Source organism: Streptomyces sp. NPDC101132 (assembly GCF_044759225.1).
GTDB lineage: Bacteria > Actinomycetota > Actinomycetes > Streptomycetales > Streptomycetaceae > Streptomyces.
The window spans coordinates 107851-129605 of record NZ_JBIVYX010000007.1; the positions used below are offsets into that span (position 1 = coordinate 107851).

Sequence of the window (21755 nt, forward strand, 5' to 3'; positions counted from 1 at the left end):
GCGCCTCAGCCGGCGTCGGAGTCCGGGTTGAGGCGGAGGGAGATCGAGTTGATGCAGTAGCGCTGGTCGGTGGGGGTGGGGTAGCCCTCTCCCTCGAAGACGTGGCCCAGGTGGGAGCCGCAGCGGGCGCAGCGGACCTCCGTGCGGATCATGCCGTGCGAGGTGTCGGCCAGCAGTTCGACCGCGTCGGAGTCCTTCGGGTCGAAGAAGGACGGCCAGCCGCAGTGGGACTCGAACTTCTCCGTGGAGCGGAAGAGCTCCGCCCCGCAGGCCCGGCAGGCGTAGACGCCGGGCGTCTTGGTGTCGGTGTACTCACCGCGGAAGGCCGGCTCGGTGCCGCCCAGCCGCAGCACCTGGTATTCGGACGGGGTGAGCTCGGCCTGCCACTGCTCGTCCGGCTTCTCCACCTCGTACGGCATGACGTGCGCTCCCTCAGTTCGCCAGGCGGGCCAGGCCGTCCAGGATGGCCGGCCCCAGGTCGGTCACATCGCCCGCACCCATGGTGAGAACGAGGTCGCCCGGCTTCGCCATTCCCGCGATGACCTCGGGCACGGCGTTCTTGTCGTGCTGGGCGGTCACGTCGGCGCCCGCCGCGCGGGCCGCGTCGATGATCAGGTCGCTGGTGACGCCCGGGACGGGGTCCTCGCGGGCCGGGTAGATGTCCAGGACCACGGAGGAGTCGGCGAGGGCGAGGGCCTGTCCCATCTCCTTGCCCAGCTCCTGGGTGCGCGAGAAGAGGTGCGGCTGGAAGACCACCAGGATGCGGGAGTCGCCGGCGGCGCCGCGGATGGCCTCCAGGTCGGCGGTCATCTCGGTGGGGTGGTGCGCGTACGAGTCGATGACCTGGACGCCCGCGGCCTCGCCCTTGAGCTGGAGGCGGCGCTTGACGCCGGTGTACTTGCCGAGCGCGGAGGCCAGGTCGTCGGCCGGGATGCCGAGGGCGATGCCCGCGGCGAGGGCGGCGACGGCGTTGTGCGCGTAGTGCCGGCCGGGGACGGAGACCGTGAAGGTCAGCGGACGGCCGTCCAGGACCACGGTGACCTCGCTGGACAGGCCGCGGGGGGTGATAGCGGTGATCCGCACGTCGGCCGTCTCGGACTCGCCGTAGGTGACCACGGTGAGGCCCTTGGTGCCGGAGACCCGGCCGGCGATCTCGACGGCGCCCGCCTGGTCGGCGGAGACGACCAGGGTGCCGCCGGGGACGACCTTGCCGACGAAGGTCTCGAAGGAGGCGTAGATCTCCTCCATCGAGGCGTAGTTCGCGTGGTGGTCCAGCTCGGCGTTGAGGATGATCGCCACGTGCGGGTCGTACTTGTGGAAGCTGCGGTCGCTCTCGTCCGCCTCGGCCACGAAGATGTCGCCCTCGCCGTGCTGGGCGTTGGAGCCGGGCGCGTCGAGGTCGCCGCCGATGGCGTACGAGGGGTCCAGGCCCAGCGCGCCGAGGGAGACGGCCAGCATGGAGGTGGTGGTGGTCTTGCCGTGCGTTCCCGCGACGGCGATCGCGCGCAGCCCGTCCATCAGGGAGGCCAGCGCGTCGGAGCGGTGCACCACGGGGATGCCCAGCTCGGCGGCGCGGGCCAGCTCGGGGTTGTCGGCGCGGATGGCGCTGGAGACGACGACGCAGGTGGCGTCGGGGGCGAGGTGGCCGGCCGCGTGCCCGATGTGGACCGTGGCGCCCAGGGCGCGCAGCGCCTCGGCGGTGGCGGACTCCTTGGCGTCGCTGCCGGCCACCGTGGCGCCGCGCTGGGCGAGGATCTTCGCGATGCCGGACATGCCGGCGCCGCCGATGCCGATGAAGTGGGGCCGTTCCATGGCGGTCGGCAGGCCGGGCGGCGTCATACGGGATCTCCCCAGGTGCGGTGCGTGCGGTGCGGTACGTACGGGTCGGCGCGGGGCGCCGCCCGCCAGCTTATTCGTTGTGGGCGAAGAGCTTGAGCACCGGAACGCCGACCTTGTGGCGTGCCCGGGAGGCCCAGTCGCGGTGGAAGAACTCCTCCACGAAGTGCGGCGCGGTCAGGACGATCACCTCGTCGGCGCCGGTCTCCTCGACCACGGACTGCAGCTTGTCCAGCGGATGGTCCTCGACGATCTGCCCGACGGCCTCGCTGCCCTTGTCCCGCAGGGCCTGGAGCGAGTGCGCGAGGGCCTTCTCGGCCGGGCCCCTGGCCTGGTCGCCCTCGGGCTCGTCGCCCTCCTTGATGGCCTCGGGCAGCTCGCCGAGGGCGACGTCGTCGATGGCGCGCAGCAGCCGGTCCTGGTCGCCCCGGGGCTGCATGAGCACGACGAACGAGACCGGGTCGTCTCCGTGCAGGGTGGTGACGAAGTCCACGTCTACGGGTGTCAGAGGCTTCTCGATCATCAAAACGCTCGTGAACACGGACGCCCTCTCCTTCATGGGCCGTGGCGGCCCCTGCGGAAACCATCCTGCCCCGCTGTGGCACGGGGCTGCGCAGGTAAGTGTGCCCAGCCGAAGCTAAGCGGAACGACAAATTCCGATCTCACTCAGATCCGACGGTAGCGGGTGAAAAGGAACCCGGCCTCCTCCAGCAGCGCGGCGAGTTCGAGCCGGTGCGGCACGGCGACGGACGGTCCCGAGGAGATGCGCTGGGCGTCACCCGCCGTGAGCGTCGGGGACACGGTCAGGCACAGCTCGTCCAGCACCCCGGCCGCCACGAACTGGCCCAGCAGCCGGGGCCCGCCCTCGGTCAGCTGGCGCCGCAGCCCGCGCTCCGCCAGCACGGCCACCGCCCGGGCCGGGTCCACGCCCGCCCCCTCCCCGGCGAACAGCACCTCGGCCCCCGCCCCGCGGGCCTCCGCCACCCGGTCGGCCGGTGCCCCCGCGCCGGTCAGCACCAGGGTGGGCACCAGCGGCGAGCTGAACAGGGGCAGCGAGAAGTCCAGCTCCAGGCTCGCGCTGATCACCGCGATGGCCGGGGCCGGGCCCTGGCCGGCGGCGGCCCGGCGGCCGGCGAAGGCCTCCCGGGCGCGGGCGGGCCGGTACCCCTCCAGCCGAACCGTTTCCGCCCCGACCACCACCACGTCCGCGAGGGCCCGCAGCATGCCGAAGACCCGCATGTCGGTGTCGCTGGAGATGGGCTGGGAGCGGCCCTCGTGCTGGGCGGCGCCGTCCAGGCTGGAGACCATGTTGGCCCGCAGCCAGTGCGCGGGCGCCCCGGACAGGCCCCCCGCCGCCGATGCCGCGCCCGGGGCTCCCGCAGCGGCCTCGCCCGCCAGGACGGGGTACGCGTAGGCGTCCGCCAGCTCGTCGAGCCCCCACTCCCGGTCGCTGGTCTCGGCTGTCTGATCGGTCACAGGGAACAGGCGTCGCATGCGGTGCAGTGTGTCACGCCCCGTAGAGTTGAGTGCTGTGTCGACCTCCCTCTCCGCGACCGGGCGGAGTCAGATAGCCGAGGCGGGCCCGCAGTCCCTCTGCGCCCGCGAGCCGCACGTGCCCGCCGAGCGGCTGGTCGCCGAAATGGTGCCGCCGCCGCGCTTCGACTCCGTGCGCTTCTCGACGTACAACCCGGACCCGAACCAGCCCAGCCAGGCGCAGGCCGTCACCGTGCTCGACGCCTTCGCCGCCGGTCTGGGCGGGGCGCACGCCTCCGGCGGCGGCAAGCGGCGCTGGTTCGCCCGCAAGCCCGCCGCCCCCGCCGGCCCCCGCGGCGTCTACCTCGACGGCGGCTACGGCGTCGGCAAGACGCACCTGCTGGCCTCCCTGTGGCACGCCACCCCGGCCGCACCGGAGTACAAGGCCTTCGGCACCTTCGTGGAGCTGACGAACCTGGTCGGCGCGCTGGGCTTCCAGCAGACCGTGCGCACGCTCAGCGGGCACCGGCTCCTGTGCATCGACGAGTTCGAGCTCGACGACCCGGGCGACACGGTGCTGGTCTCCACCCTCCTCGGCAAGCTGGTCGAGGCGGGCGTGGCGCTCGCCGCGACCTCGAACACGCTGCCGGGCAAGCTGGGCGAGGGCCGGTTCGCCGCGGCCGACTTCCTGCGCGAGATCCAGGGGCTGTCGGCGCACTTCCGGCCGCTGCGCATCGACGGCGAGGACTACCGCCACCGCGGCCTCCCGGAGGCGCCGGCCCCGTACTCCGACGAGCAGGTCGCCAAGGCGGCGTACGCGACCGAGGGCGCGAGCCTGGACGACTTCCCGCACCTGCTGGAGCACCTGGCGCGGGTGCACCCCAGCCGGTACGGCGCGCTCACCGAGGACATAGCCGCAGTCTGCCTCACGGACGTGCAGCCGGTGCCCGACCAGTCGACGGCGCTGCGCCTGGTGGTGCTGGCGGACCGGCTCTACGACCGCGAGATACCGGTCCTGGCCTCGGGCGTGCCGTTCGACCGCCTGTTCAGCGAGGAGATGCTGGCCGGCGGGTACCGCAAGAAGTACTTCCGGGCCATATCCCGGCTCACCGCGCTGGCGCGCGACGCGAAGGGGCTCGTCTCCCCGTAAAGCGGCCGCGATCCCAGTAGGTTTGGCCCGGTCGGGACCGAATGGCCCCGGCCGTACAGCCTTGTCTGCCTGAAGGGATGCAAGCACCATGGCCGCCACGCGTCACGCACACGCCGTCTGGGAAGGCGATCTGCTCAAGGGCAAGGGCGAAGTCTCGCTCGACTCCTCGGGCCTCGGCACCTACCCGGTCTCCTGGCCCGCCCGCACCGACGAGGAGGCGAACGGCCGGACCAGCCCGGAGGAGCTCCTCAGCGCCGCGCACTCCGCCTGCTACAACATGGCCTTCTCCAACATCCTGGCCAAGGGCGGTACGCCGCCCACGAAGCTGACGACGAAGGCGGCCGCCACCTTCGTGCCCGGCCAGGGCATCACCGGCATCCACCTGACCGTCGAGGGCGAGGTGCCCGGCATCGACGCGGACGCCTTCGCCGCCGCGGCCGAGGACGCCAAGAAGAACTGCCCGGTCAGCCAGGCGCTGGCGGGTACGACCATCACGCTCGACGCCAAGCTGGTCTGACCGGCGGACCCGGGGGCGGCCGGCGTCCGGCAGTCGGCGGCAGCCCGCCGTCGACGGCGGCCGGCGGCCGTCGACGGGTCCGGCCGGCCACCCTTCCGGGGCGACTTACGGGACGGGACGGCCCGCGTGAACCGCCGCGCGCCGTGCGCGTGGTACCACTTTCGGGTCATTCCTCCCCTCCACCCGCCGGGAGTTGCACCGTGGAAGCGACCCGCCGCCAGATCCTCGCCGGGGCGGGGGCCATCGCCTTCGCCGGGGCCGTCGCCGAACTCCTCGGGAGCGCGCCGGACGCGGCGCCGTACGGCGCGCCCGCGCGCGCGGCCGGCGCCGGGGCCACGAAGGCGGCGGGCACGGCGGCGCTCGCGGAGACCGGCTACGGCCCGCTGCTGCCCGACCCGCGGGGCCTGCTCGACCTCCCGGCCGGCTTCCGCTACACCGTCCTCTCCCGCACCGGCACCCCGATGCGCTCCGGCCAGGGCCCGGTGCCGTCCCACTGCGACGGCATGGGCGCCTTCGCCGCACCGGACGGCGGGCTGCGGCTGGTGCGCAACCACGAGAACAAGCCCACCGCCGAGCACCCCGTCCCGCACGTTCCCGGCCTGGTCTACGACCGCGGCGGCCGGGGCGGCTGCACGGTGCTGGACCTCGGCCCCGGCGGCGCCGTCACGGGCGAGCGGGTGGGCATCGCCGGCACCGCGTACAACTGCTCCGGCGGTCCCACCCCCTGGGGCACCTGGCTGACCTGCGAGGAGTCCGAGGACCTGGCCGGCACCAACGGCTACGAGGAGGACCACGGCTTCGTCTTCGAGGTGGACCCCGCCGACCCGCACCGCACCGGCGCCGTCCCGCTGACCGCACTCGGCCGCTTCCAGCACGAGGCCGTCGCCGTCGACCCGGACACCGGGATCGTGTACCAGACGGAGGACGCCTTCCAGCAGCCGTTCGGCCTCTTCTACCGCTTCCTCCCCCACCGCCCCCGCGGCGGCACCGGCTCGCTGCGCGCCGGCGGTCTCCTCCAGGCCCTGCGCGTGCCGGGCGTGCCCGACCTGTCGGCCGTCGCCGAGCCGGGCACCCGCTTCGACCGCGTGGAGTGGGTGACGGTGCCCGACCCGGCGGCCCGCCGGACGCCGGTGCGGCTCCAGGACTTCGGGCCGCGCGGCATCACCCACGCGCAGAAGCTGGAGGGCTGCTACCGCACCGGCCGGTACGTCCACTTCGTCTCCAGCTTCGCCCGCAGCCGCGAGGGCTCCGCGGCCGACCACTCCGGCCAGGTGTGGCGCTACGACCCCGGGCACCGCTCCCTGACGCTGGTCGTGGTCTTCGGGCCGGCCACGGACACCGCGCTGCCCGGCGAGTCCCCGGACAACATCTGCCTGGCCCCGGGCGGCCGGCTCATGGTCTGCGAGGACGGCGACGGCGCCCAGCACGTGTACGCCCTGACGCCCGCCGGCACGGTCTTCCCGGTGGCCCGCAACGCCCAGAACACCGGCACCGCGGCGCGGCCGGCCTACGGCGAGTTCTCGGGCGTCACCTTCTCCCCGGACGGCACCACGATGTACGTCAACTGCTACGACCCGGGCACCACCTTCGCCGTCACCGGCCCCTGGGCGTAGGCCCTGTCTCGTCGATCGTGTGTCGAGCCGGACGAGTGGGCCGGCGGCCCCACGGGCGAACCGTCCGCGCGGCGTCAGAAGGGGAGGCACCCCCTGGCGGCGGCCTCGAAGAGCGGGCGCAGCGCCGCCGGCAGGCGGGCGCCGAGGGCGTCCCGGGAGGATTCCGCGTCCGGGCGGTGGTCCTCGAAGCCGGTCCAGTCGACCTGGCGGAGGACGTTCTCGAACATCCCGAGGTTCAGCGGCTCGTTCGGGTGGCCCGGCCACTCGTCCGCCCCGCGCAGGACCGTCTCCAGGAGGCCGAGCGGCATCGCGCACTCCTCGGCCTCGGCGAGCAGGACGGCGTCGTAGAGGTCCTTGGCCTGGGGGTACATGTCGCAGCTCAGCCACATGAGCTTCCAGGCCAGGGACAGTTCACGGTCCGCCGCCAGGACGCGGACGCCCGCGACCTCGGCGGGCCGGGGCGGAGTCGGCAGGCTTTCCTGAAAGACGAAGTCGAGCTGGACCTGACCGCCCGGGAGGCCCGGAGCGGTCCACGGGAGGACCAGCCGGTGGCCGGGCACCCGCTCGTACGTCCAGATGTACTCGGACACGGCGCCGGCCGCCGAGACGGACAGGCCCGTGCCGCGCTCCTCGGCCAGCCGCTCCGCCGCCTCGGCGATGCCGTCGAGCAGGGCGCGGGTGCGCGGCTCCTCGATGCGCCAGGTGTCGGGGACGACGACGAAGTCGATGTCCTTGGGCGCTCGGGCGGCCGGCCCGAACCAGGCCGACATCAGCATGCTGCCGCGCAGCACGAGGGAGTCCGCCCACGGCGATCCGGCGACGGCCGCGAGCACGAGGTCGAGCGCCGACCGGCGGGCCTGCTGCCAGCGCGCCCGCAGCGCGGGGTCCTCGACCACCCCGTCGCCGGGCCGGTACGCCTCGTCGAAGTGCTTGAGGGCCGGGTCGAAGACCCGGTGCCGGGCGGCGGCGTCGCCGATGCCTGCGGTCAGGGTGTGCGGCAGGTCGTTCTTGCGGTGCAGGTAGTCGGAGCGGGGCTCCGTACGGCTGTCCGGCCCGTCCGGGATCGACGGCACCCACGGCTTCTCGCTCATGTGATCTCCTCCAGCCATCCCTCGTCCACCGACAGATCGCTGTCGGACAGCACGAACTCCCGCTCCTGTGCCACCACTTCGTGCCCGGCGGCGGCCAGCGCCGCGACCAGGGCGCCGCACGCCCGGCCCGCCGCGTCGGCCGGGCCGGGATGCCGCTGGGTCACGAAGCGCTCGTGCCACCCGTCCGGACCCGGCAGCGCCCGGCGGGCGTTCCACGAGACATGGGCGCCGTGCGGGACGACGAGCGCTTCGAGCGCGGCACGGTCGTACCGGGCGGGCAGCGCCAGCTTGAGGTGGTGCTCGTGGTAGCCGCCGCCCCGGCCCGCGGGCTCCTCGCTCCACGGCACCGTCTCGACCTTGACCCGCACCGGCTCGAACCCGTCGGCCCGCAGCGCGGCCACGACCGCCGGATGGCTCGTGCGGTCCGGCAGCGTCAGCATCGGCTGGACGGGCATGCGGCCCCGGGCGAGGACGATGGTGGTGACCTTCAGCCCCCGCTCCGCCGCCCACGCGCCGAGCCGGGCCCGCTCCCCCTCGGTCCCGCAGCGGACCGTCACATGCGTCTCGTGGATCTCGTACACCCGGGCGAGTCTGGCACGCGGTGCGCGAGCGCCTCACCCCGGTTTCCGGCCGGGGCGGAAACGGTCCGCGGGCTCACCCGGCCGGGGAGACCGGAGCGAGCCCGGCATGATCGGCAAGACGCCCCCGGGCCCTGTCCTCCGGATCACGCCGGGGCCGCTGCCGTGGCCGACTCGCGGTTCCGGGCGGCGGGGCGGAGGATCGTACGGATCGGGAGGACCGTACGCGAGTGGCGGGAAGGGGTGCGCCGTGGGCAAGAAGGACACCGGCGGGAAGCGCGGCACGGGCGGGAGGGCCGCGGCGGGGAAGGGGGCCGGGGGCGGAAGGCGGGCCGGGGGCGGAAAGCCGGCGGGGAACGGTAAGCGGGCCGGGGGCGGCAAGGCCGCCGGGCCCGTGCGGGAGGCGTTGCGGCTGCGGCCCGGGAAGGCGGTGCGGCTGGCCGCCGTCGATCCGGCCGGCACGCCCGTCGGCCCCCGGGACAAGGCCGCCGGGAACGCCGCCACCGCGCTGCTCGGCGAGCGGCTGGCCGGACTCCAGGAACGGCTGTACGCGTCGAGCACCGCGGGCGACCGGCGGCGCCTGCTGCTGGTCCTCCAGGGCATGGACACCTCCGGCAAGGGCGGCACCGTCAAACACGTGATCGGCCAGTTCAACCCCTCCGGCTGCCGCATCAAGGCCTTCAAGGCGCCGACCGAGGAGGAGCGCGGCCACCCCTTCCTGTGGCGGATCGCCCGGGCCCTGCCCGGGCCCGGCGAGATCGGCATCTTCGACCGGTCGCACTACGAGGACGTGCTCATCGGCCGGGTCCGCAAGCTGGTGCCGCGCGCCCAGCTGGAGCGCCGCTACGACCAGATCAACCGCTTCGAGGAGACCCTCGCCGAGGACGGGGTGACGGTGGTCAAGGTGTTCCTGCACATCGGGTACGAGGAGCAGCGCGCCCGGCTCCTGGAGCGCCTCGACAACCCCGAGAAGCACTGGAAGTTCAACACGGGCGACATCGACGAGCGGGCCCTGTGGCCGGCGTACCAGAGGGCGTACGAGCTGGCGCTGGAGCGGTGCGGTACGGATGCGGCGCCCTGGTACCTCGTACCGGCGGACCGCAAGTGGTACCGCAACTGGGCGATCAGCTCACTGCTGCTGGAGCACCTGGAGGAGCTGCGTCCGGAGTATCCCCCGGGTGACTTCGACGTCGAGGAGTGCCGCAGGCGTCTGCTTGCCACATAGTCATATATTTTGCGTGCGTGACCTTTTCCGCACGAAAAGTAGCGGCCGTCGCCGCTCTCTGTGCCGCCCTCGCGGGATGCGGGGGCGGCACCGGTTCCTCCGGCACCGGTTCCTCCGGCACCGGGGCCCCCTCGGCCGGCCGGGCCGCCGCCGCGGCCACCCCGTCCGCCGCCGCCCCCGCGCGGCCCTCCCCCGGGCACGCCTCGGCCGGCGCCTCCGGTGCGCCCCGGCCGGCGGGTTCGCACCCGGCCCAGGCCCCCGCGGCCCCCGCCCCCGGCAAGGCACCGACCCTGGCCCCGGGGCCGGGCGGCCTGACCCCGGTGTTCGCCCGCGCCGTGAACACCGCCGACAAGGTCGTGGCCCTCACCTTCGACGCCGACATGACGGCCGACCAGGGCCCGCGCGCCCGCGGCGGCGAGCGCTTCGACAACCCGCCCCTGATCGCAACGCTGCGCCGCCTCAAGGTGCCGTCGACGGTGTTCATGACCGGCAGGTGGGCGGAGGAGTACCCGGACCAGGCCCGGTCGATCGGCACGGACCCGCTCTTCGAGATCGCGAACCACTCGTACAGCCACTACGCCTTCAGGGAGCCGTGCTACGGGCTGCCCGCCCTCGACACGGCCGCCGCCCGCGCCGACGTCGACCGGGCCTTCGAGGCCTTCCGCAGGGCCGGCGCCCGCAACACCGTCCCGTACTTCCGCTTCCCCGGCGGCTGCTACGACGACGACGCGCTCCGCGCACTGTCCGTCGCCGGCGTCACGGCCGTGCAGTGGGACGTGGTGAGCGGCGACGCCTTCGCCAAGGACCCGGTGGCGGTCGCCGAGCAGGTGATCGACGGCGTGCGGCCGGGCTCGGTGGTGGTCATGCACTGCACCCGCAGCGCGGCACCGGTCACCGAGGCCGCGATCCGGCGGATCGTGCCGGAGCTGCGCGCCCGCGGCTACCGCTTCGTCAAGGTCTCCGACCTGGTCGGCAGGTAGCCCGCCCGGGAGGACCCCGCGGCACGGCCTGGCAGACTGGGTGGGATGAGCAGCCAGCACACCACCCGGCCCCCGGCGGTCGGCGCCGACAGCCCCTTCCGCCCCGCCTCCTTCCGTGACGAGGCTCCCCAGTTCGTCCTGCCGCTGGTGGTCCGCATCGAGAAGGCCGAGCCGCCGGCCCGCACCGACGCGCTGGAGACGGCGGCCCGCGCGGTGCTGGTGCTGCTCACCGACGAGCGGGCGCACGGCGAGGGCGAGTGGGCGCAGGCGGTGCGGGACTGGCAGGACGCACGGATCCGCAAGGTGGTGCGGCGGGCGCGCGGCGCGGAGTGGCGCAAGGCGGAGGCCCTGCCGGGCATCACCGTGCACGGCGGCGGGTCACAGGTGCGGGTGTTCCCGCCGGTGCCGCTCGACGGCTGGCCCAAGGAGCTGGCCAAGCTCCAGGTCTCCGGCACGGACCTGGACGACCCGGCCGCGCCCGCCGCACCGGCGCCGGGCACCCCGGTGCTGTGGCTCAACCCGGGCCTCGACATGTCCGCGGGCAAGGCGATGGCCCAGGCCGGGCACGGCGCGCAGCTGGCCTGGTGGGCGCTGGACGGCGCGGAGCGCCGGGCCTGGCGGGAGGCCGGGTTCCCGCTGGCCGTGCGGACCGCGCCCGAGGAGCGCTGGGCCGCGCTGACCGCTTCGGGGCTGCCCGTGGTCAGGGACGCCGGGTTCACGGAGATCGCGCCCGGGTCCTGCACGGTGGTGGCCGAGCACCCCGCGCTGCCGGGCGCGGGACGCCCGTAGGACGGTCTGCGGGGTACCCGTGGCACGGTCCGCGGGGAGCCCTGGGGGGTCTGCCGGGCGGCCGCCGGAATCACCGTGCGGATAAGCGCGAAGTAAGGAACCTCAAATGTTCCTCTGAACGTCCCCGTCCCTGGATTGGTGCCGCAGCATCGGGGCCATGACAGCGTCACGGACCACGGTGACGAAGGAGGGGGACATGAAGCCCATGACACGCCTGGGGGCGGGCATCGGCTGGCGGCCGGAGATCGCCGACGCGATCGAGCGGCTGCCGGAACTGGACTGGGTCGAGGTCGTCGCCGAGAACATCTGCCCGGGCCACCTGCCGGAGCCGCTGGTGCGGCTGCGGGAACGCGGGATCGTGACCGTGCCGCACGGGGTGTCGCTCGGCCTGGGCGGCGCGGAGCGGCCCGACGCCGGGAAGCTGGCCGACCTGGCCGCGCGGGCGGAGGCGCTGGGCGCCCCGCTGGTGACCGAGCACATCGCGTTCGTCCGGGCCGGGGGCGCCCTCACGGCCTCCCCGCACCTGGAGGCGGGGCACCTGCTGCCCGTGCCGCGCACCCGGGACGCGCTGGACGTGCTCTGCGAGAACGTCCGGATCGCGCAGGACGCGCTGCCCGTGCCGCTGGCGCTGGAGAACATCGCGGCCCTGTTCTCCTGGCCGGAGGACGAACTGACGGAGGGGCAGTTCCTGGCCGAGCTGGTCGAGCGCACGGGGGTGCGGCTGCTGGTCGACGTCGCCAACCTGCACACCAACCACGTCAACCGCGGCGAGGACCCCCTGGCGGTGCTGGACGCGCTGCCGCTGGACGCGCTGGCGTACGTGCACGTCGCGGGGGGCGTCGAGCGGGACGGCGTGTGGCACGACACCCACGCGCACCCCGTGCCGGAGGCGGTGCTGGACCTGCTGGGCCGGCTGCGGGAGCGGGTGGACCCGCCGGGCGTGCTGCTGGAGCGGGACGACGACTTCCCGCCGGAGGCCGAGCTGGCGTCCGAGGTCGCCGCGATCCGCGGCGTCCTGTCCCGCCCGCGCGCCCTCTCCCCGGCCGGCCGGTCCGGTACGGGGCTCCCGGCCGGGCAGGACGCGCCCGGGGCCGCAGCCACGGTCGCCGCCGGTGCGGTGGCCGGGACCGGTGGGGTGGCCGCCGCCGGTGCGGTCGCCGGTGCCGGTGGGGTGGCCGCCGCTGGTGAGGTGGCCGGGACCGGTGCGGTCGCCGGGACCGGCCGCCCCGCGGCCGGGGCGACGGATGCCGGGCCCGCCCGGCAGCGGCTCGCGGTGGCGCAGACCGCCGTGCTGTCCGCGCTGGTGGCCGGCACCCCGGTGCCCGAGGGGTTCGACGCGGCCCGGATGCGCGTCCAGGCGCGGGCGCTGGCCGGCAAGCGGGCCGGGGTGGTCGCCAGGGTGGCCCCGGAACTCCCCCGGATCCTCGGGGAGGTCCCGTACCGCAGGGCGTTCCTCGGGTACGCCAGGACCCGCCCGATGGCCGGCGGCTACCGCCGCGACGCGCTCGACTTCGCCGAACACCTGCTGGCCGCCGGCACCCCGGCCGACGACCGGGCCCGGCGGGAGCTGACCCGGTGGTGGCGCGACCGCACCGGGGCGAAGCCGCCCGGCCGTCTGACCCGCATCGTCCACCGCCTCGCGCCCCGGCGTCCGGCAGGGGGGAGAGTCTCGTGAACGTCCTCGCCGTCCTCGTGTGGGTCGCCGTGATCGGCTCCACCACCGCCCTGGCCCTCGCCGTCCGGCGCCGCCGCGGCAGCGCCGGCGCCGGCCCGGCCGTGCTGCACGACCTCACCGAGGTCGCGTTCCTGGCCGGCGGGCCCCGCCGGGTGGTCGACACCGCCCTCGTCGGCCTCTGCTACGACGGCCGCATGATGATCGGCGGTCCCGGCATCGTCCAGGTCCGCTCGGGGGCGCGCGCCGCCGACCCGGTCGAGCGGGCCGTGCTGGCCGCCCACCGGTCGGCGCCGAGCGGGGCGTTGCAGTGGCTGCGGCTGACCGCCGTACGCGACCCCGCCGTCCAGGAGACCGGCGACGCCCTCGCCGCACGGGGGCTGCTGTCGGCGCCGGGCGAGGGCGAGGCGCTCAAGCGCTGGGCGCTCGCGCACACCCTGGTGTGCCTGTTCATGATGCCGGTGGCCTTCTTCGTGACGGTGGCCCAGTGGGCGTCCACGACCGACCCGTACGAGTACGAGTTCGACGTGCCGTTCTTCGTGCTGGCCGCCCCCGCCCTGTTCCTCGGGTTCGTGGCGGGCGCGTTCCTGCGGGTGAAGGCGGCGCCGCGGATCACCGCCGCGGGCGCGGCGGCGCTGCGGGCCTTCACCGTGGCCAACGTCGCGGCCACCGACCCGCAGGTGCTGGTGGCGCTGAACGGGCCCCGGCGGCTGCCCGACCCGCTGCTGCGCGCCCAGCTGCTCCAGCCGGTGGGCGCCGTCGCGCGGGGCGGCCGGCGGGGGCGGGCCGGCGGAGGGTCCCGGCACCCGCACCCGTCCTCCTGCGGTTCGGGCACGGAGGCCGTGATGGTGTGGTGCTCCACGGGCGACTCCGGCGGCTGGGGCACCTCCTGCGGGGCGTCCGGGTCGAGTTGCGGTTCCTCGGGGTCCGGCTGCGGTTCGTCGGGGTCGAGTTGCGGGTCGTCGGGGTCCAGCTGCTCGTCGTCCGGCTCCAGTTGTGGCAGTTCTTCCGGTTCGAGCTGCGGAAGCAGCAGTTCCTGATCACGGGTCCGTCACGAGCGGCTCACACCTTCGGCCGGGGCCGCACGACCGGGTGCGGGGGCGGGTAGAACGGCCGCCATGTTCTGGGTCCTCTTCCTGCTGCTCGCCTGGGCCGGAGCGCTGGTGTCGTGCGCCCGTCTGGTCAGGGCCGCGACCGAGGCCGCCGGCCCGGGCGACGGGTCGTCCGGCGGGCCGGACCGCACCGGCCCGTACGACGACGGCCCGGGCGCCGGTCACGACGGCTCCGGCGCCGGCCGGCTGAGCCTGTACGAGGCCGCCTACCTGGCCGGCGGCCCGCAGCGGGTGGCCGTGCTGGCGCTGCTGGCCCTGCACGGCCGGCGGCGGCTGCTGCTGGCCCGTACCGGCTGGGCCACCGTGGTCGACCCGGTGGGCGGGGACGAGGTGGAGCGGTCGGTGCTGGGGGCGTTCGGGCCGGACGGCAGGTCGCCGGTGGCGGCGGTCCGGAGCGCCGCCGCGGGCGCTCCGCCGGTACGGGCCCTCGGGGAGCGGCTGGGCCGGGCCGGCCTGGCGGTGCCGGAGGCGGCCCGGCTCGGGGTGGCGGAGGCGGTGCGCCAGGTGCAGGGGGCCACCCTGCTGATCCTGGCGCTGGGCGCGGCGGCGGTGCTGATGCCGGCGCCGGGCGCGGACCAGGTGCTGGTCGTGTGGTGGTTCGCGCTGCCGCTGGTGCTGACCGTCAGCTGTCTCGGGATCGCCCGCTTCGAGGCCCACCCGTACACGCCCTGGGCCTCGCCGGCCGGACAGCGGCTGCTGGCGGAGCTGGACCGGGACCGGAGGCGGGAGGACGAGCGGGGCTACCTGACGGCGGTGGCGGTACGGGGCCTGTCTGCGGTGCGCGACCCGGACCTGAGGGCGGCGCTGTCGGGCGGACGGGGAGAGGGGGCGGCGCATCGGGGTCATTGAGCCCGACACCCGCGCCGCGTCCTTTACTTCACCCACCACCGGACGAATCATCACATCGTCTGACGGATCGTCCGACGGGATGAGAAAGGGCTGCCGATGCGGGAACCCGTCCGGTACGCGGCGGCCGCCGCGGTGCTCTCCCTGACCCTCGCCGCCCCGGCGCCGCCGGCCCTCGCCGCGGCTCCCCCGGCCCACGCCGCCCCGGCGCACCCCGCCCCCGCCGCGGCGCCCGAGGTCCGCACCGCCGCCGGTCTTCCGCCGCAAGCGGCCTCCGGCACCTCCCCCGAGGCCGCCGGTGCCGCGCTCGCCGCCCGCCGCGCCGCCGCGGCCGGCCTCTCCTTCGGCCGCTGCCCGGCCGTCGAAGACCTGCCCGACCGGGTCCGCTGCGCGCTGCTGCGGGTCCCGCTCGACTACGCGCACCCCGACGGGCCGTCGGTCAGCCTCACGGTGAGCCGGATCCGGGCCGCCGGCCCGCCCGCCGCCCGCCAGGGCGCCCTGGTCCACAACCCGGGCGGGCCCGGCGGCTCCGGCATGCACTTCCCGCTCCTCGCGGAGCTGCCCGGGTGGCGGCCGATCGCCGCCGCCTACGACTTCGTCGGGTACGCCCCCCGCGGGGTGGGCCGCTCGGCACCGCTGACCTGCCAGGACCCCGCGGCGTTCGCCCGCTCCCCCACCCAGGCCCCGGCCGTCCCCACCGCCGCGTACAAGACGGCCCGCCGCACGGCCGCCCGCGCCTACGCGCTCGGCTGCGCCCGGTCCGCCGGCCCGGCGCTGCGGCACTACTCCACCCTCGCCAACGCGCGGGACCTGCACGTGCTGCGGGCCGCGCTGGGCGAGCGGAAGCTGAACTTCCTCGGGGCCTCGTACGGCACGTACCTCGGCGCCGTCTACGCGTCCCTGCACCCCTCGTACGTACGGCGGATGGTCTTCGACTCGGCGGTCAACCCCGATCCGCGGCGCATCTGGTACCGCAACAACCTCGACCAGTCGCTGGCCTTCGAGGCGCGCTGGCGGGACTTCCGCACCTGGGTGGCCCGGCACGACCGGACGTACCGGCTGGGCCGCACGGCCGAGGCGGTCGGGGAGAGCTACGAGCGGGTGCGGGCGGCGGTGGCCCGGCGGCCGGCGGGCGGCCTGGTCGGCACCGGCGAACTCCAGGCCGCGTACCTGGAGACGGCGTACTACGACGACCTGTGGCCGGCACGGGCGGCGGCACTGGCCGCCTTCCTGCGCGGTGACGCCGGTCCGCTGACCGAGCAGGCGGCGCCGAGCCCGGCGACGGCGGCCGCGGACGAGAACGCCACGGCCGTCTACACGGCGGTGCTGTGCAACGACGCACCCTGGCCGGCCGGCTGGCGGACCTGGGACCGGGACGCCACCGCGCTGGCCCGCAGGGCCCCGTTCGAGACCTGGCCGAACGTGTGGGTGAACCTGCCCTGCGCCTCCTGGCCCGCGCCCCGGCAGCCGGTGACGGAGGTGCGCGCCCGGCCGGGGGCGCTGCCGCACACGCTGGTGGTGGCGGCGGAGCGGGACGCGGCGACCCCGTACGCGGGGGCGCTGGAGCTCCAGCGGCGGCTGTCCGGCGCGGCCCTGGTGACCGAGCGGGGCGCCGGCTCGCACGGCGTGGTGGGCGGCCGGAACGGCTGTGTGGACCGCCACGTCGAGCGGTACCTGCTGACGGGCCGGATCCCGGGCCGGCGGGTGGCCTGTGCGCCGCATCCGGAGCCCGCACCGGTGTCGCTGGACGACCGGGCGGCAGGCGCCCCGAGGGGCGTGCTGCCGCCGGCCGTCTGAACTTCCGGGCGGGTCCGGCTGCGTCGTTTCGGGGGCGGTCCCCCCGATCCGCCGGAGGCAGTCATCCTCCGGCCCATCCCCCCTGGGGAGGTCAGGCGAGTCCGTCGACCAGGTCGGCCACGGACTTGCGGCGCCCGGTGAAGAAGGGCACCTCTTCACGGACGTGCATGCGGGCCTCGGAGGCGCGCAGGTGGCGCATGAGGTCCACGATCCGGTACAGCTCGTCGGCCTCGAAGGCCAGCAGCCACTCGTAGTCGCCGAGGGAGAAGGAGGCGACGGTGTTGGCGCGCACGTCCGGGAAGCCGCGGGCCATCTTGCCGTGGTCGGCGAGCATGCGGCGGCGGTCCTCGTCGGGCAGCAGGTACCAGTCGTACGAGCGCACGAACGGGTAGACGCTGACGTAGTCGCGGGCGACCTCGTCGGCCAGGAAGGCCGGGATGTGCGACTTGTTGAACTCGGCCGGGCGGTGCAGCGCCATGTTCGACCACACCGGCTCCAGCGCGCGGCCGAGCTTCGTGCGGCGGAAGAGGTTGTAGGCGGTCTGCAGCTCGTCCGCGGTCTCGGCGTGCCACCAGATCATGACGTCCGCGTCGGCGCGCAGGCCGGAGACGTCGTAGGTGCCCCGGACGGTGATGTCCTTGGCGGCCAGCTGGTCGAACAGCTCCTGCACCTCGTCGGCGTAGCCGGCGCGGTCCGTCGGGAGCACGTCCTTGAGCTTGAAGACGGACCACAGGGTGTAGCGAATGACCTCGTTGAGGTCCTTGGCCTTCTTCCCCGCGTTGGGGATCTTCTCTGGTGCAGTCATGCGCCTATTGTCCCGCGTCCTGATCCGTGCTCTGCGTCAGGGTGCCCATGATCGCATCGACGGCCGAGCCGGCGCTGGCGATGCAGGCCGGGACGCCCACTCCGTCGTACGCCGCGCCGCACACGGCGAGGCCCGGTACGGCGGCCACGGCGGCCCGGATCCGGGCCACCCGGGCGAGGTGCCCGACCGGGTACTGCGGCAGTCCGCCGTCCCAGCGGGTGACGGTGGAGGCCACCGGGCGGGCGGCCAGGCCCACGGCGGCGCCGAGGTCGGCCAGCGAGGCGTCGACCAGTTCGGCGTCGTCCCGCTTCAGGTCGGCCTCGTCGCCGTGCCGGCCGACGGAGGTGCGGAGCAGGAACAGCCCGGGGCCGGCCTCGGCGGACCAGGCCCACTTGTTGCTGCTGAAGGTGGAGGCCTTGATGGTGCGGCCCTCGGTGTGCGGGACGAGGAAGCCGCTGCCGGTGACGGCGGGGGGCAGCTCGGTGCGGCGGAAGGCCAGGGTGACCAGGGCCATGGAGGCGTACTCGACGGCGTCCAGCTCCCCGGCGGCCGCCGGAGCCGCGGTGCGCAGCAGCCGGGCGGCCGGCCCGGCGGGCACGGCCAGCACCACGGCGTCGGCGGTCAGCGCCGCGCCGCCGGCGGTGGTCACGCGCCAGCCGTCGGGGAGCCGGTCCAGGGCGGAGACGGGGGTGCCGGTGCGCACGTCGGCGCCGGCGGCGCGCAGGGCGTCGGCCACGGCGAGCGGGAGGCGGCCGACGCCGCCGGCGAGACCCTGGAAGACCGGGCCGGTGGCGGCCGCGCCGATCAGGGTCGTGGTGGCGGCGGCGTCGGCCTGGACGGCGCGGACGCTCTCGGCGAGCGTGCGGTGGGTGCGGGCTGCCTGGTACAGCGTGGGGACGGCGGCGCGCAGCGAGACGCGGTAGGCGTCGCCCGCGTAGACGCCGCCGAGCAGCGGTTCGACGAGCCGGTCGACGAGCTCGCGGCCGGCGCGGGCGGCGACGTACTCGCCGACGCCGATGTCCTCGCCGACCTCGGTCGGGGGCAGTTCGGCGTCCTGGGCCACCCGGGCGAGGCCCGCCTCGGAGAGCAGGCCGGCAGCGCGCAGCAGGGCGACGTCGGCGGTGGCGCCCATGACGTGGCCGCGGGGCATGGGCAGCAGCGTGCCGCGGATCCACAGGGCGGCACTGGCGGTGGCGGGCGGCTGGAGGGCGTCGCCGAGGCCCACGGCACGGGCCAGTTCCACCGCTTCGGGGCGGCGGGCGAGCAGGGACTCGGCGCCCAGGTCGACGGGGGCGCCGGCGAGCTCGCCCGCGTACAGCTTCCCGCCGAGGCGGTCCCCGGCCTCCAGGAGGGTCACCTGGACGCCCTCGCCGGTGAGGCGGTGGGCCGCGGCCAGGCCGGAGATGCCGCCGCCGATGACGACGACGCGGCGCGGCCGGTCCGGCTCCCGGCCTTCCGTCCCGCTTCGTCCCGTACGCGTGTCCGCTTCTCGCATGGGGTCATCGTCTCATTTCCCTTACCGAGGCCGGACCGTGACCGGTTCGGGACCGCCCGGCGGCAACCCGGGACGGGGGTCGCCACGTCGAACCGGTGCAGAACGACGGACCACGACCTCGGGGATGGCCAAGATGCGCGCAGCCGCGACCGCACGACGACGTACCGCCCTTGCTCTGGCGGCCCTGTCCCTGTCGGGGGCGCTCGCGCTCACCGGCTGCGGGGGCCCGGACGGCATGGGCGGCGCCTCCAAGAGCGCGGACCTGTCCGACGGCGCGCGGCGGGAGGCGGCTCCGGGGGCGGTCGCGCCCGGCGCCGACGGCAAGGCGGGCACCGGCGGTGCGGCGAGCGGTGCGGCCGCGAAGGGGCCGAAGTCGCCCGTGGTGCGCCCCCAGATCATCCGTACCGCCCAGCTGTCGGTGCAGGTGAAGGACGCGGCCAGGGCCCTGGCGTCGGCCCGCGCGGCCACCGTGGCCGCGGGCGGCTACGTGGGCAACGAGACCACCCGGCGCGACGAGTACGGGGACGGCGGTTCCGCGCTGGTCTCCGAGGTGACGCTGCGGGTGCCGGCCGAGCGGTTCGACGGCGTGCTCGGCTCGCTGGAGGGCGGCGGGAGGCTGCTCAGCCGCAAGGTGTCGGCGCAGGACGTGACCCAGCAGGTGGTGGACGTCGAGAGCCGGGTGAAGTCGCAGCAGGCGAGCGTGGCGCGGGTACGGGCGATGATGGACCGGGCCGGCGAGCTGAGCGACGTGGTCATGCTGGAGGGCGAACTGAGCCGCCGTCAGGCGGAGCTGGAGTCGCTGCTGGCGCAGCGGGACGCCCTCAAGGACCAGACCTCGCTCGCCACCATCACGCTGGAGCTGACGGAGCCGCAGGCGCGGCACGCGGGCGGGGAGGAGGACGAGCCCGGCTTCCTGGACGCCTTGTCCGGCGGCTGGGACGCCTTCCTCGCGGTGCTGCGCTGGATCGCGCTGGTGCTCGGCGCGGCGCTGCCGTTCCTGCTGGCCGCGGGCGTGGTGGCGCTGGCGGTGACGGCGGTACGGCGCACCGCGCGCCGGGTCCGCCCGGCGGCGCCGGACGGGCCGACCGCGCTGCCGGGGTCCGCTGCCGGCCCGGGCGGGGCGGTCGCGGCGGACGTGCCGGCGGCGCGTGCCGCGGCCGACGGCGCCCCGGAGGTGACGGATCCGGCGCGCCCCGGACAGGACTGAACGCGCCCGCGCCCGTAGCGTGTTCGCAGGACACCGGCGGACGAGGACGGGAGCGGGCGATGGCGGCGGAACGACTGGTGGTCGTAGGGGGCGACGCGGCGGGCATGTCCGCCGCGTCCCAGGCCCGAAGGCTCCGCGGCCCGGACGACCTGGAGATCGTCGCGTTCGAGCGGTCGCCGTTCACCTCGTACTCGGCGTGCGGCATCCCGTACTGGATCGGCGGCGCCGTCTCCGGGCGGGACGAGCTGGTCGCGCGTACGCCGGAGGAGCACCGGGCCCGGGGCATCGACCTGCGGACCAGGACCGAGGTCACCGCGCTGGACCTGGCCGGCCGGCGGGTGCGGGCCCGGGACCTGGAGACCGGCGAGGAGTCGTGGACCGGCTGGGACAAGCTGGTGCTGGCCACCGGGGCGCGCCCGCTGCGGCCCCCGCTGCCGGGCATCGACGCGCCCGGCGTGCACGGCGTGCAGACGCTGGAGGACGGCCAGGCGCTGCTGGACACCCTGTCCGCCACCGCCGGGCGGCGGGCCGTGGTGGTCGGGGCCGGCTACATCGGCGTCGAGATGGCGGAGGCGCTGACCGGGCGGGGCTTCGAGGTGACGGTCCTGCACCGGGGCGCCCAGCCGATGGCCACGCTCGACCCGGACATGGGCGGCCTGGTGCACCGGGCGATGAACGGCATGGGCATCGCCACGGTCGCGCGCGCCGAGGTCACGAAGATCCTCACGGACGGGGACGGCCGGGTCAGGGCGGTGGCCACCGCCGACGGCACGGAGTACCCGGCGGACGTGGTGGTGCTGGGCATCGGCGTGGAGCCGCGCACGGAGCTGGCCCGGGCGGCCGGGCTGCCGCTGGGCGACTCGGGCGGCCTGCTGACCGACCTGTCGATGCGGGTGCGCGGCCACGAGGACGTCTGGGCGGGCGGCGACTGCGTCGAGGTGCTCGACCTGGTCTCGGGCCGGAACCGGCACATCCCGCTGGGCACGCACGCCAACAAGCACGGCCAGGTGATCGGCTCGGGCGTGGGCGGCGGCTACGCGACGTTCCCGGGCGTGGTCGGCACGGCTGTCAGCAAGGTCTGCGACCTGGAGATCGCCCGCACCGGTCTGCGGGAGAAGGACGCCCTGGCCGTGGGCCTGCGGTTCGTGACGGCGACGATCACGTCGACGAACACCGCCGGGTACTACCCGGGCGCGACCGAGATGACCGTGAAGATGCTCGCGGAGCGGCGTACGGGCCGGCTGCTGGGCGTCCAGATCGTCGGCGGCCCGGGCTCGGCGAAGCGGGTGGACATCGCGGCCGTGGCCCTCACGGCGGGCATGACGGTGGAACAGGTGGTGGCCCTGGACCTCGGCTACGCACCCCCGTTCTCCCCGGTATGGGACCCGGTTCTGGTGGCGGCCCGCAAGGCCGTCCACGCGGTCCGCGCAGCGGGGGTGTGACCGCGCGCGGGGTGGCGCCCGGGGCGGGGCCCCGCCGCCCCCCGCCGGGGGGCGGTCGCGGCGGGCGGGGGTGGGCGGGGTGCACCCCCCGGGGGAGGGGGGCGGGGGGCGGGGGGGGGGGGGCGCC

20 protein-coding genes are annotated in these 21755 nt (G+C 75.6%); 12 read left to right on the forward strand and 8 right to left on the reverse strand.

Annotated features, from left to right (window positions below; all coding sequences use genetic code 11):
• Window positions 1-5: 5 nt before the first annotated feature.
• The 4 genes from msrB to ACIQUR_RS17905 form a co-directional block, all read right to left on the reverse strand.
• Window positions 6-419 (reverse strand): peptide-methionine (R)-S-oxide reductase MsrB, encoded by a 414-nt coding sequence (msrB, locus tag ACIQUR_RS17890; protein WP_403665051.1) that lies wholly within the window; start codon window positions 417-419, stop codon window positions 6-8.
• 13 nt (window positions 420-432) lie between these two features.
• Window positions 433-1839, reverse strand: coding sequence for a UDP-N-acetylmuramate--L-alanine ligase (gene murC / locus ACIQUR_RS17895; RefSeq protein WP_403665053.1), 1407 nt, complete (start codon window positions 1837-1839; stop codon window positions 433-435).
• Between the two features lie 70 nt (window positions 1840-1909).
• The gene (locus ACIQUR_RS17900; protein WP_399952436.1) at window positions 1910-2377 is read right to left on the reverse strand and encodes an indole-3-glycerol phosphate synthase; all 468 of its coding nucleotides are present in this window, start codon (window positions 2375-2377) and stop codon (window positions 1910-1912) included.
• A gap of 125 nt (window positions 2378-2502) precedes the next feature.
• Entirely contained in the window at window positions 2503-3330 is an 828-nt protein-coding gene (locus ACIQUR_RS17905) for a pyrimidine reductase family protein (RefSeq protein ID WP_403665055.1), read from the reverse strand.
• Window positions 3331-3403: 73 nt separating this feature from the next.
• Between ACIQUR_RS17905 and zapE the strand changes: the two genes are divergently transcribed.
• The 3 genes from zapE (at window position 3404) to ACIQUR_RS17920 (ending at window position 6589) form a co-directional block, all read left to right on the forward strand.
• Window positions 3404-4459, forward strand: a complete 1056-nt coding sequence (zapE, locus tag ACIQUR_RS17910; protein ID WP_403665550.1) for a cell division protein ZapE — start codon at window positions 3404-3406, stop codon at window positions 4457-4459.
• 88 nt (window positions 4460-4547) lie between these two features.
• Window positions 4548-4976, forward strand: coding sequence for an OsmC family peroxiredoxin (locus ACIQUR_RS17915; RefSeq protein WP_403665057.1), 429 nt, complete (start codon window positions 4548-4550; stop codon window positions 4974-4976).
• A gap of 200 nt (window positions 4977-5176) precedes the next feature.
• Window positions 5177-6589: an alkaline phosphatase PhoX gene (locus tag ACIQUR_RS17920; RefSeq protein ID WP_403665059.1), complete on the forward strand. Its 1413-nt coding sequence runs from the start codon at window positions 5177-5179 to the stop codon at window positions 6587-6589.
• A gap of 74 nt (window positions 6590-6663) precedes the next feature.
• Here ACIQUR_RS17920 and ACIQUR_RS17925 read toward each other — a convergent pair whose 3' ends face one another.
• Window positions 6664-7680 carry a nucleotidyl transferase AbiEii/AbiGii toxin family protein gene (locus ACIQUR_RS17925; RefSeq protein ID WP_403665061.1) on the reverse strand — a complete coding sequence of 339 codons (1017 nt, stop codon included), beginning with the start codon at window positions 7678-7680 and terminating at the stop codon, window positions 6664-6666.
• The gene (locus ACIQUR_RS17930) at window positions 7677-8252 is read right to left on the reverse strand and encodes a hypothetical protein (protein WP_403665552.1); all 576 of its coding nucleotides are present in this window, start codon (window positions 8250-8252) and stop codon (window positions 7677-7679) included. Before ACIQUR_RS17930 ends, ACIQUR_RS17925 begins: the two co-directional genes overlap by 4 nt.
• Before the next feature lie 400 nt (window positions 8253-8652).
• On the opposite strand from ACIQUR_RS17930, the gene ACIQUR_RS17935 reads away from it, so the two are divergent.
• From ACIQUR_RS17935 to ACIQUR_RS17965, 7 genes are all read left to right on the forward strand, one after another.
• Window positions 8653-9483 (forward strand): PPK2 family polyphosphate kinase, encoded by an 831-nt coding sequence (locus tag ACIQUR_RS17935; RefSeq protein WP_403665063.1) that lies wholly within the window; start codon window positions 8653-8655, stop codon window positions 9481-9483.
• 17 nt (window positions 9484-9500) lie between these two features.
• A complete protein-coding gene (locus ACIQUR_RS17940; RefSeq protein ID WP_403665065.1) occupies window positions 9501-10463 on the forward strand; it encodes a polysaccharide deacetylase family protein in 963 nt (320 codons plus the stop codon).
• A 45-nt stretch (window positions 10464-10508) separates the two neighbouring features.
• On the forward strand, window positions 10509-11252 hold the full coding sequence (locus ACIQUR_RS17945) for an aminoacyl-tRNA hydrolase (protein WP_403665067.1): 744 nt from the start codon (window positions 10509-10511) through the stop codon (window positions 11250-11252).
• 196 nt (window positions 11253-11448) lie between these two features.
• Window positions 11449-12927, forward strand: a complete 1479-nt coding sequence (locus ACIQUR_RS17950; RefSeq protein ID WP_403665069.1) for a DUF692 domain-containing protein — start codon at window positions 11449-11451, stop codon at window positions 12925-12927.
• Window positions 12924-13964 (forward strand): TIGR04222 domain-containing membrane protein, encoded by a 1041-nt coding sequence (locus ACIQUR_RS17955; protein WP_403665071.1) that lies wholly within the window; start codon window positions 12924-12926, stop codon window positions 13962-13964. Before ACIQUR_RS17950 ends, ACIQUR_RS17955 begins: the two co-directional genes overlap by 4 nt.
• A gap of 78 nt (window positions 13965-14042) precedes the next feature.
• Complete coding sequence (locus tag ACIQUR_RS17960; protein WP_403665073.1) at window positions 14043-14885, forward strand: TIGR04222 domain-containing membrane protein; 843 nt, start codon at window positions 14043-14045, stop codon at window positions 14883-14885.
• 96 nt (window positions 14886-14981) lie between these two features.
• The gene (locus tag ACIQUR_RS17965) at window positions 14982-16679 is read left to right on the forward strand and encodes an alpha/beta hydrolase (RefSeq protein ID WP_403665075.1); all 1698 of its coding nucleotides are present in this window, start codon (window positions 14982-14984) and stop codon (window positions 16677-16679) included.
• A 91-nt stretch (window positions 16680-16770) separates the two neighbouring features.
• Here the strand turns inward: ACIQUR_RS17965 and hemQ are convergent, their stop codons facing one another.
• The gene (gene hemQ / locus ACIQUR_RS17970) at window positions 16771-17484 is read right to left on the reverse strand and encodes a hydrogen peroxide-dependent heme synthase (protein ID WP_399952393.1); all 714 of its coding nucleotides are present in this window, start codon (window positions 17482-17484) and stop codon (window positions 16771-16773) included.
• Between the two features lie 4 nt (window positions 17485-17488).
• On the reverse strand, window positions 17489-18979 hold the full coding sequence (hemG, locus tag ACIQUR_RS17975) for a protoporphyrinogen oxidase (RefSeq protein WP_403665078.1): 1491 nt from the start codon (window positions 18977-18979) through the stop codon (window positions 17489-17491).
• A gap of 124 nt (window positions 18980-19103) precedes the next feature.
• Between hemG and ACIQUR_RS17980 the strand changes: the two genes are divergently transcribed.
• The gene (locus ACIQUR_RS17980; protein ID WP_403665080.1) at window positions 19104-20186 is read left to right on the forward strand and encodes a DUF4349 domain-containing protein; all 1083 of its coding nucleotides are present in this window, start codon (window positions 19104-19106) and stop codon (window positions 20184-20186) included.
• A gap of 59 nt (window positions 20187-20245) precedes the next feature.
• Window positions 20246-21628, forward strand: coding sequence for an FAD-dependent oxidoreductase (locus ACIQUR_RS17985; protein WP_403665082.1), 1383 nt, complete (start codon window positions 20246-20248; stop codon window positions 21626-21628).
• Window positions 21629-21755: the final 127 nt, after the last annotated feature.

What these genes read in the sequence shown, in the direction of transcription:
- ACIQUR_RS17915 (WP_403665057.1), top strand. Translation starts at nt 4,548, where the DNA reads ATGGCCGCCACGCGTCACGCACACGCCGTCTGGGAAGGCGATCTGCTC.
- ACIQUR_RS17980 (WP_403665080.1), top strand. Translation starts at nt 19,104, where the DNA reads ATGGCCAAGATGCGCGCAGCCGCGACCGCACGACGACGTACCGCCCTT.
- ACIQUR_RS17945 (WP_403665067.1), top strand. Translation starts at nt 10,509, where the DNA reads ATGAGCAGCCAGCACACCACCCGGCCCCCGGCGGTCGGCGCCGACAGC.
- ACIQUR_RS17985 (WP_403665082.1), top strand. Translation starts at nt 20,246, where the DNA reads ATGGCGGCGGAACGACTGGTGGTCGTAGGGGGCGACGCGGCGGGCATG.
- murC (WP_403665053.1), bottom strand. Translation starts at nt 1,839, where the DNA reads ATGACGCCGCCCGGCCTGCCGACCGCCATGGAACGGCCCCACTTCATC.
- ACIQUR_RS17950 (WP_403665069.1), top strand. Translation starts at nt 11,449, where the DNA reads ATGAAGCCCATGACACGCCTGGGGGCGGGCATCGGCTGGCGGCCGGAG.
- ACIQUR_RS17965 (WP_403665075.1), top strand. Translation starts at nt 14,982, where the DNA reads ATGCGGGAACCCGTCCGGTACGCGGCGGCCGCCGCGGTGCTCTCCCTG.
- hemG (WP_403665078.1), bottom strand. Translation starts at nt 18,979, where the DNA reads ATGCGAGAAGCGGACACGCGTACGGGACGAAGCGGGACGGAAGGCCGG.
- ACIQUR_RS17925 (WP_403665061.1), bottom strand. Translation starts at nt 7,680, where the DNA reads ATGAGCGAGAAGCCGTGGGTGCCGTCGATCCCGGACGGGCCGGACAGC.
- ACIQUR_RS17960 (WP_403665073.1), top strand. Translation starts at nt 14,043, where the DNA reads ATGTTCTGGGTCCTCTTCCTGCTGCTCGCCTGGGCCGGAGCGCTGGTG.
- ACIQUR_RS17905 (WP_403665055.1), bottom strand. Translation starts at nt 3,330, where the DNA reads ATGCGACGCCTGTTCCCTGTGACCGATCAGACAGCCGAGACCAGCGAC.
- hemQ (WP_399952393.1), bottom strand. Translation starts at nt 17,484, where the DNA reads ATGACTGCACCAGAGAAGATCCCCAACGCGGGGAAGAAGGCCAAGGAC.
- msrB (WP_403665051.1), bottom strand. Translation starts at nt 419, where the DNA reads ATGCCGTACGAGGTGGAGAAGCCGGACGAGCAGTGGCAGGCCGAGCTC.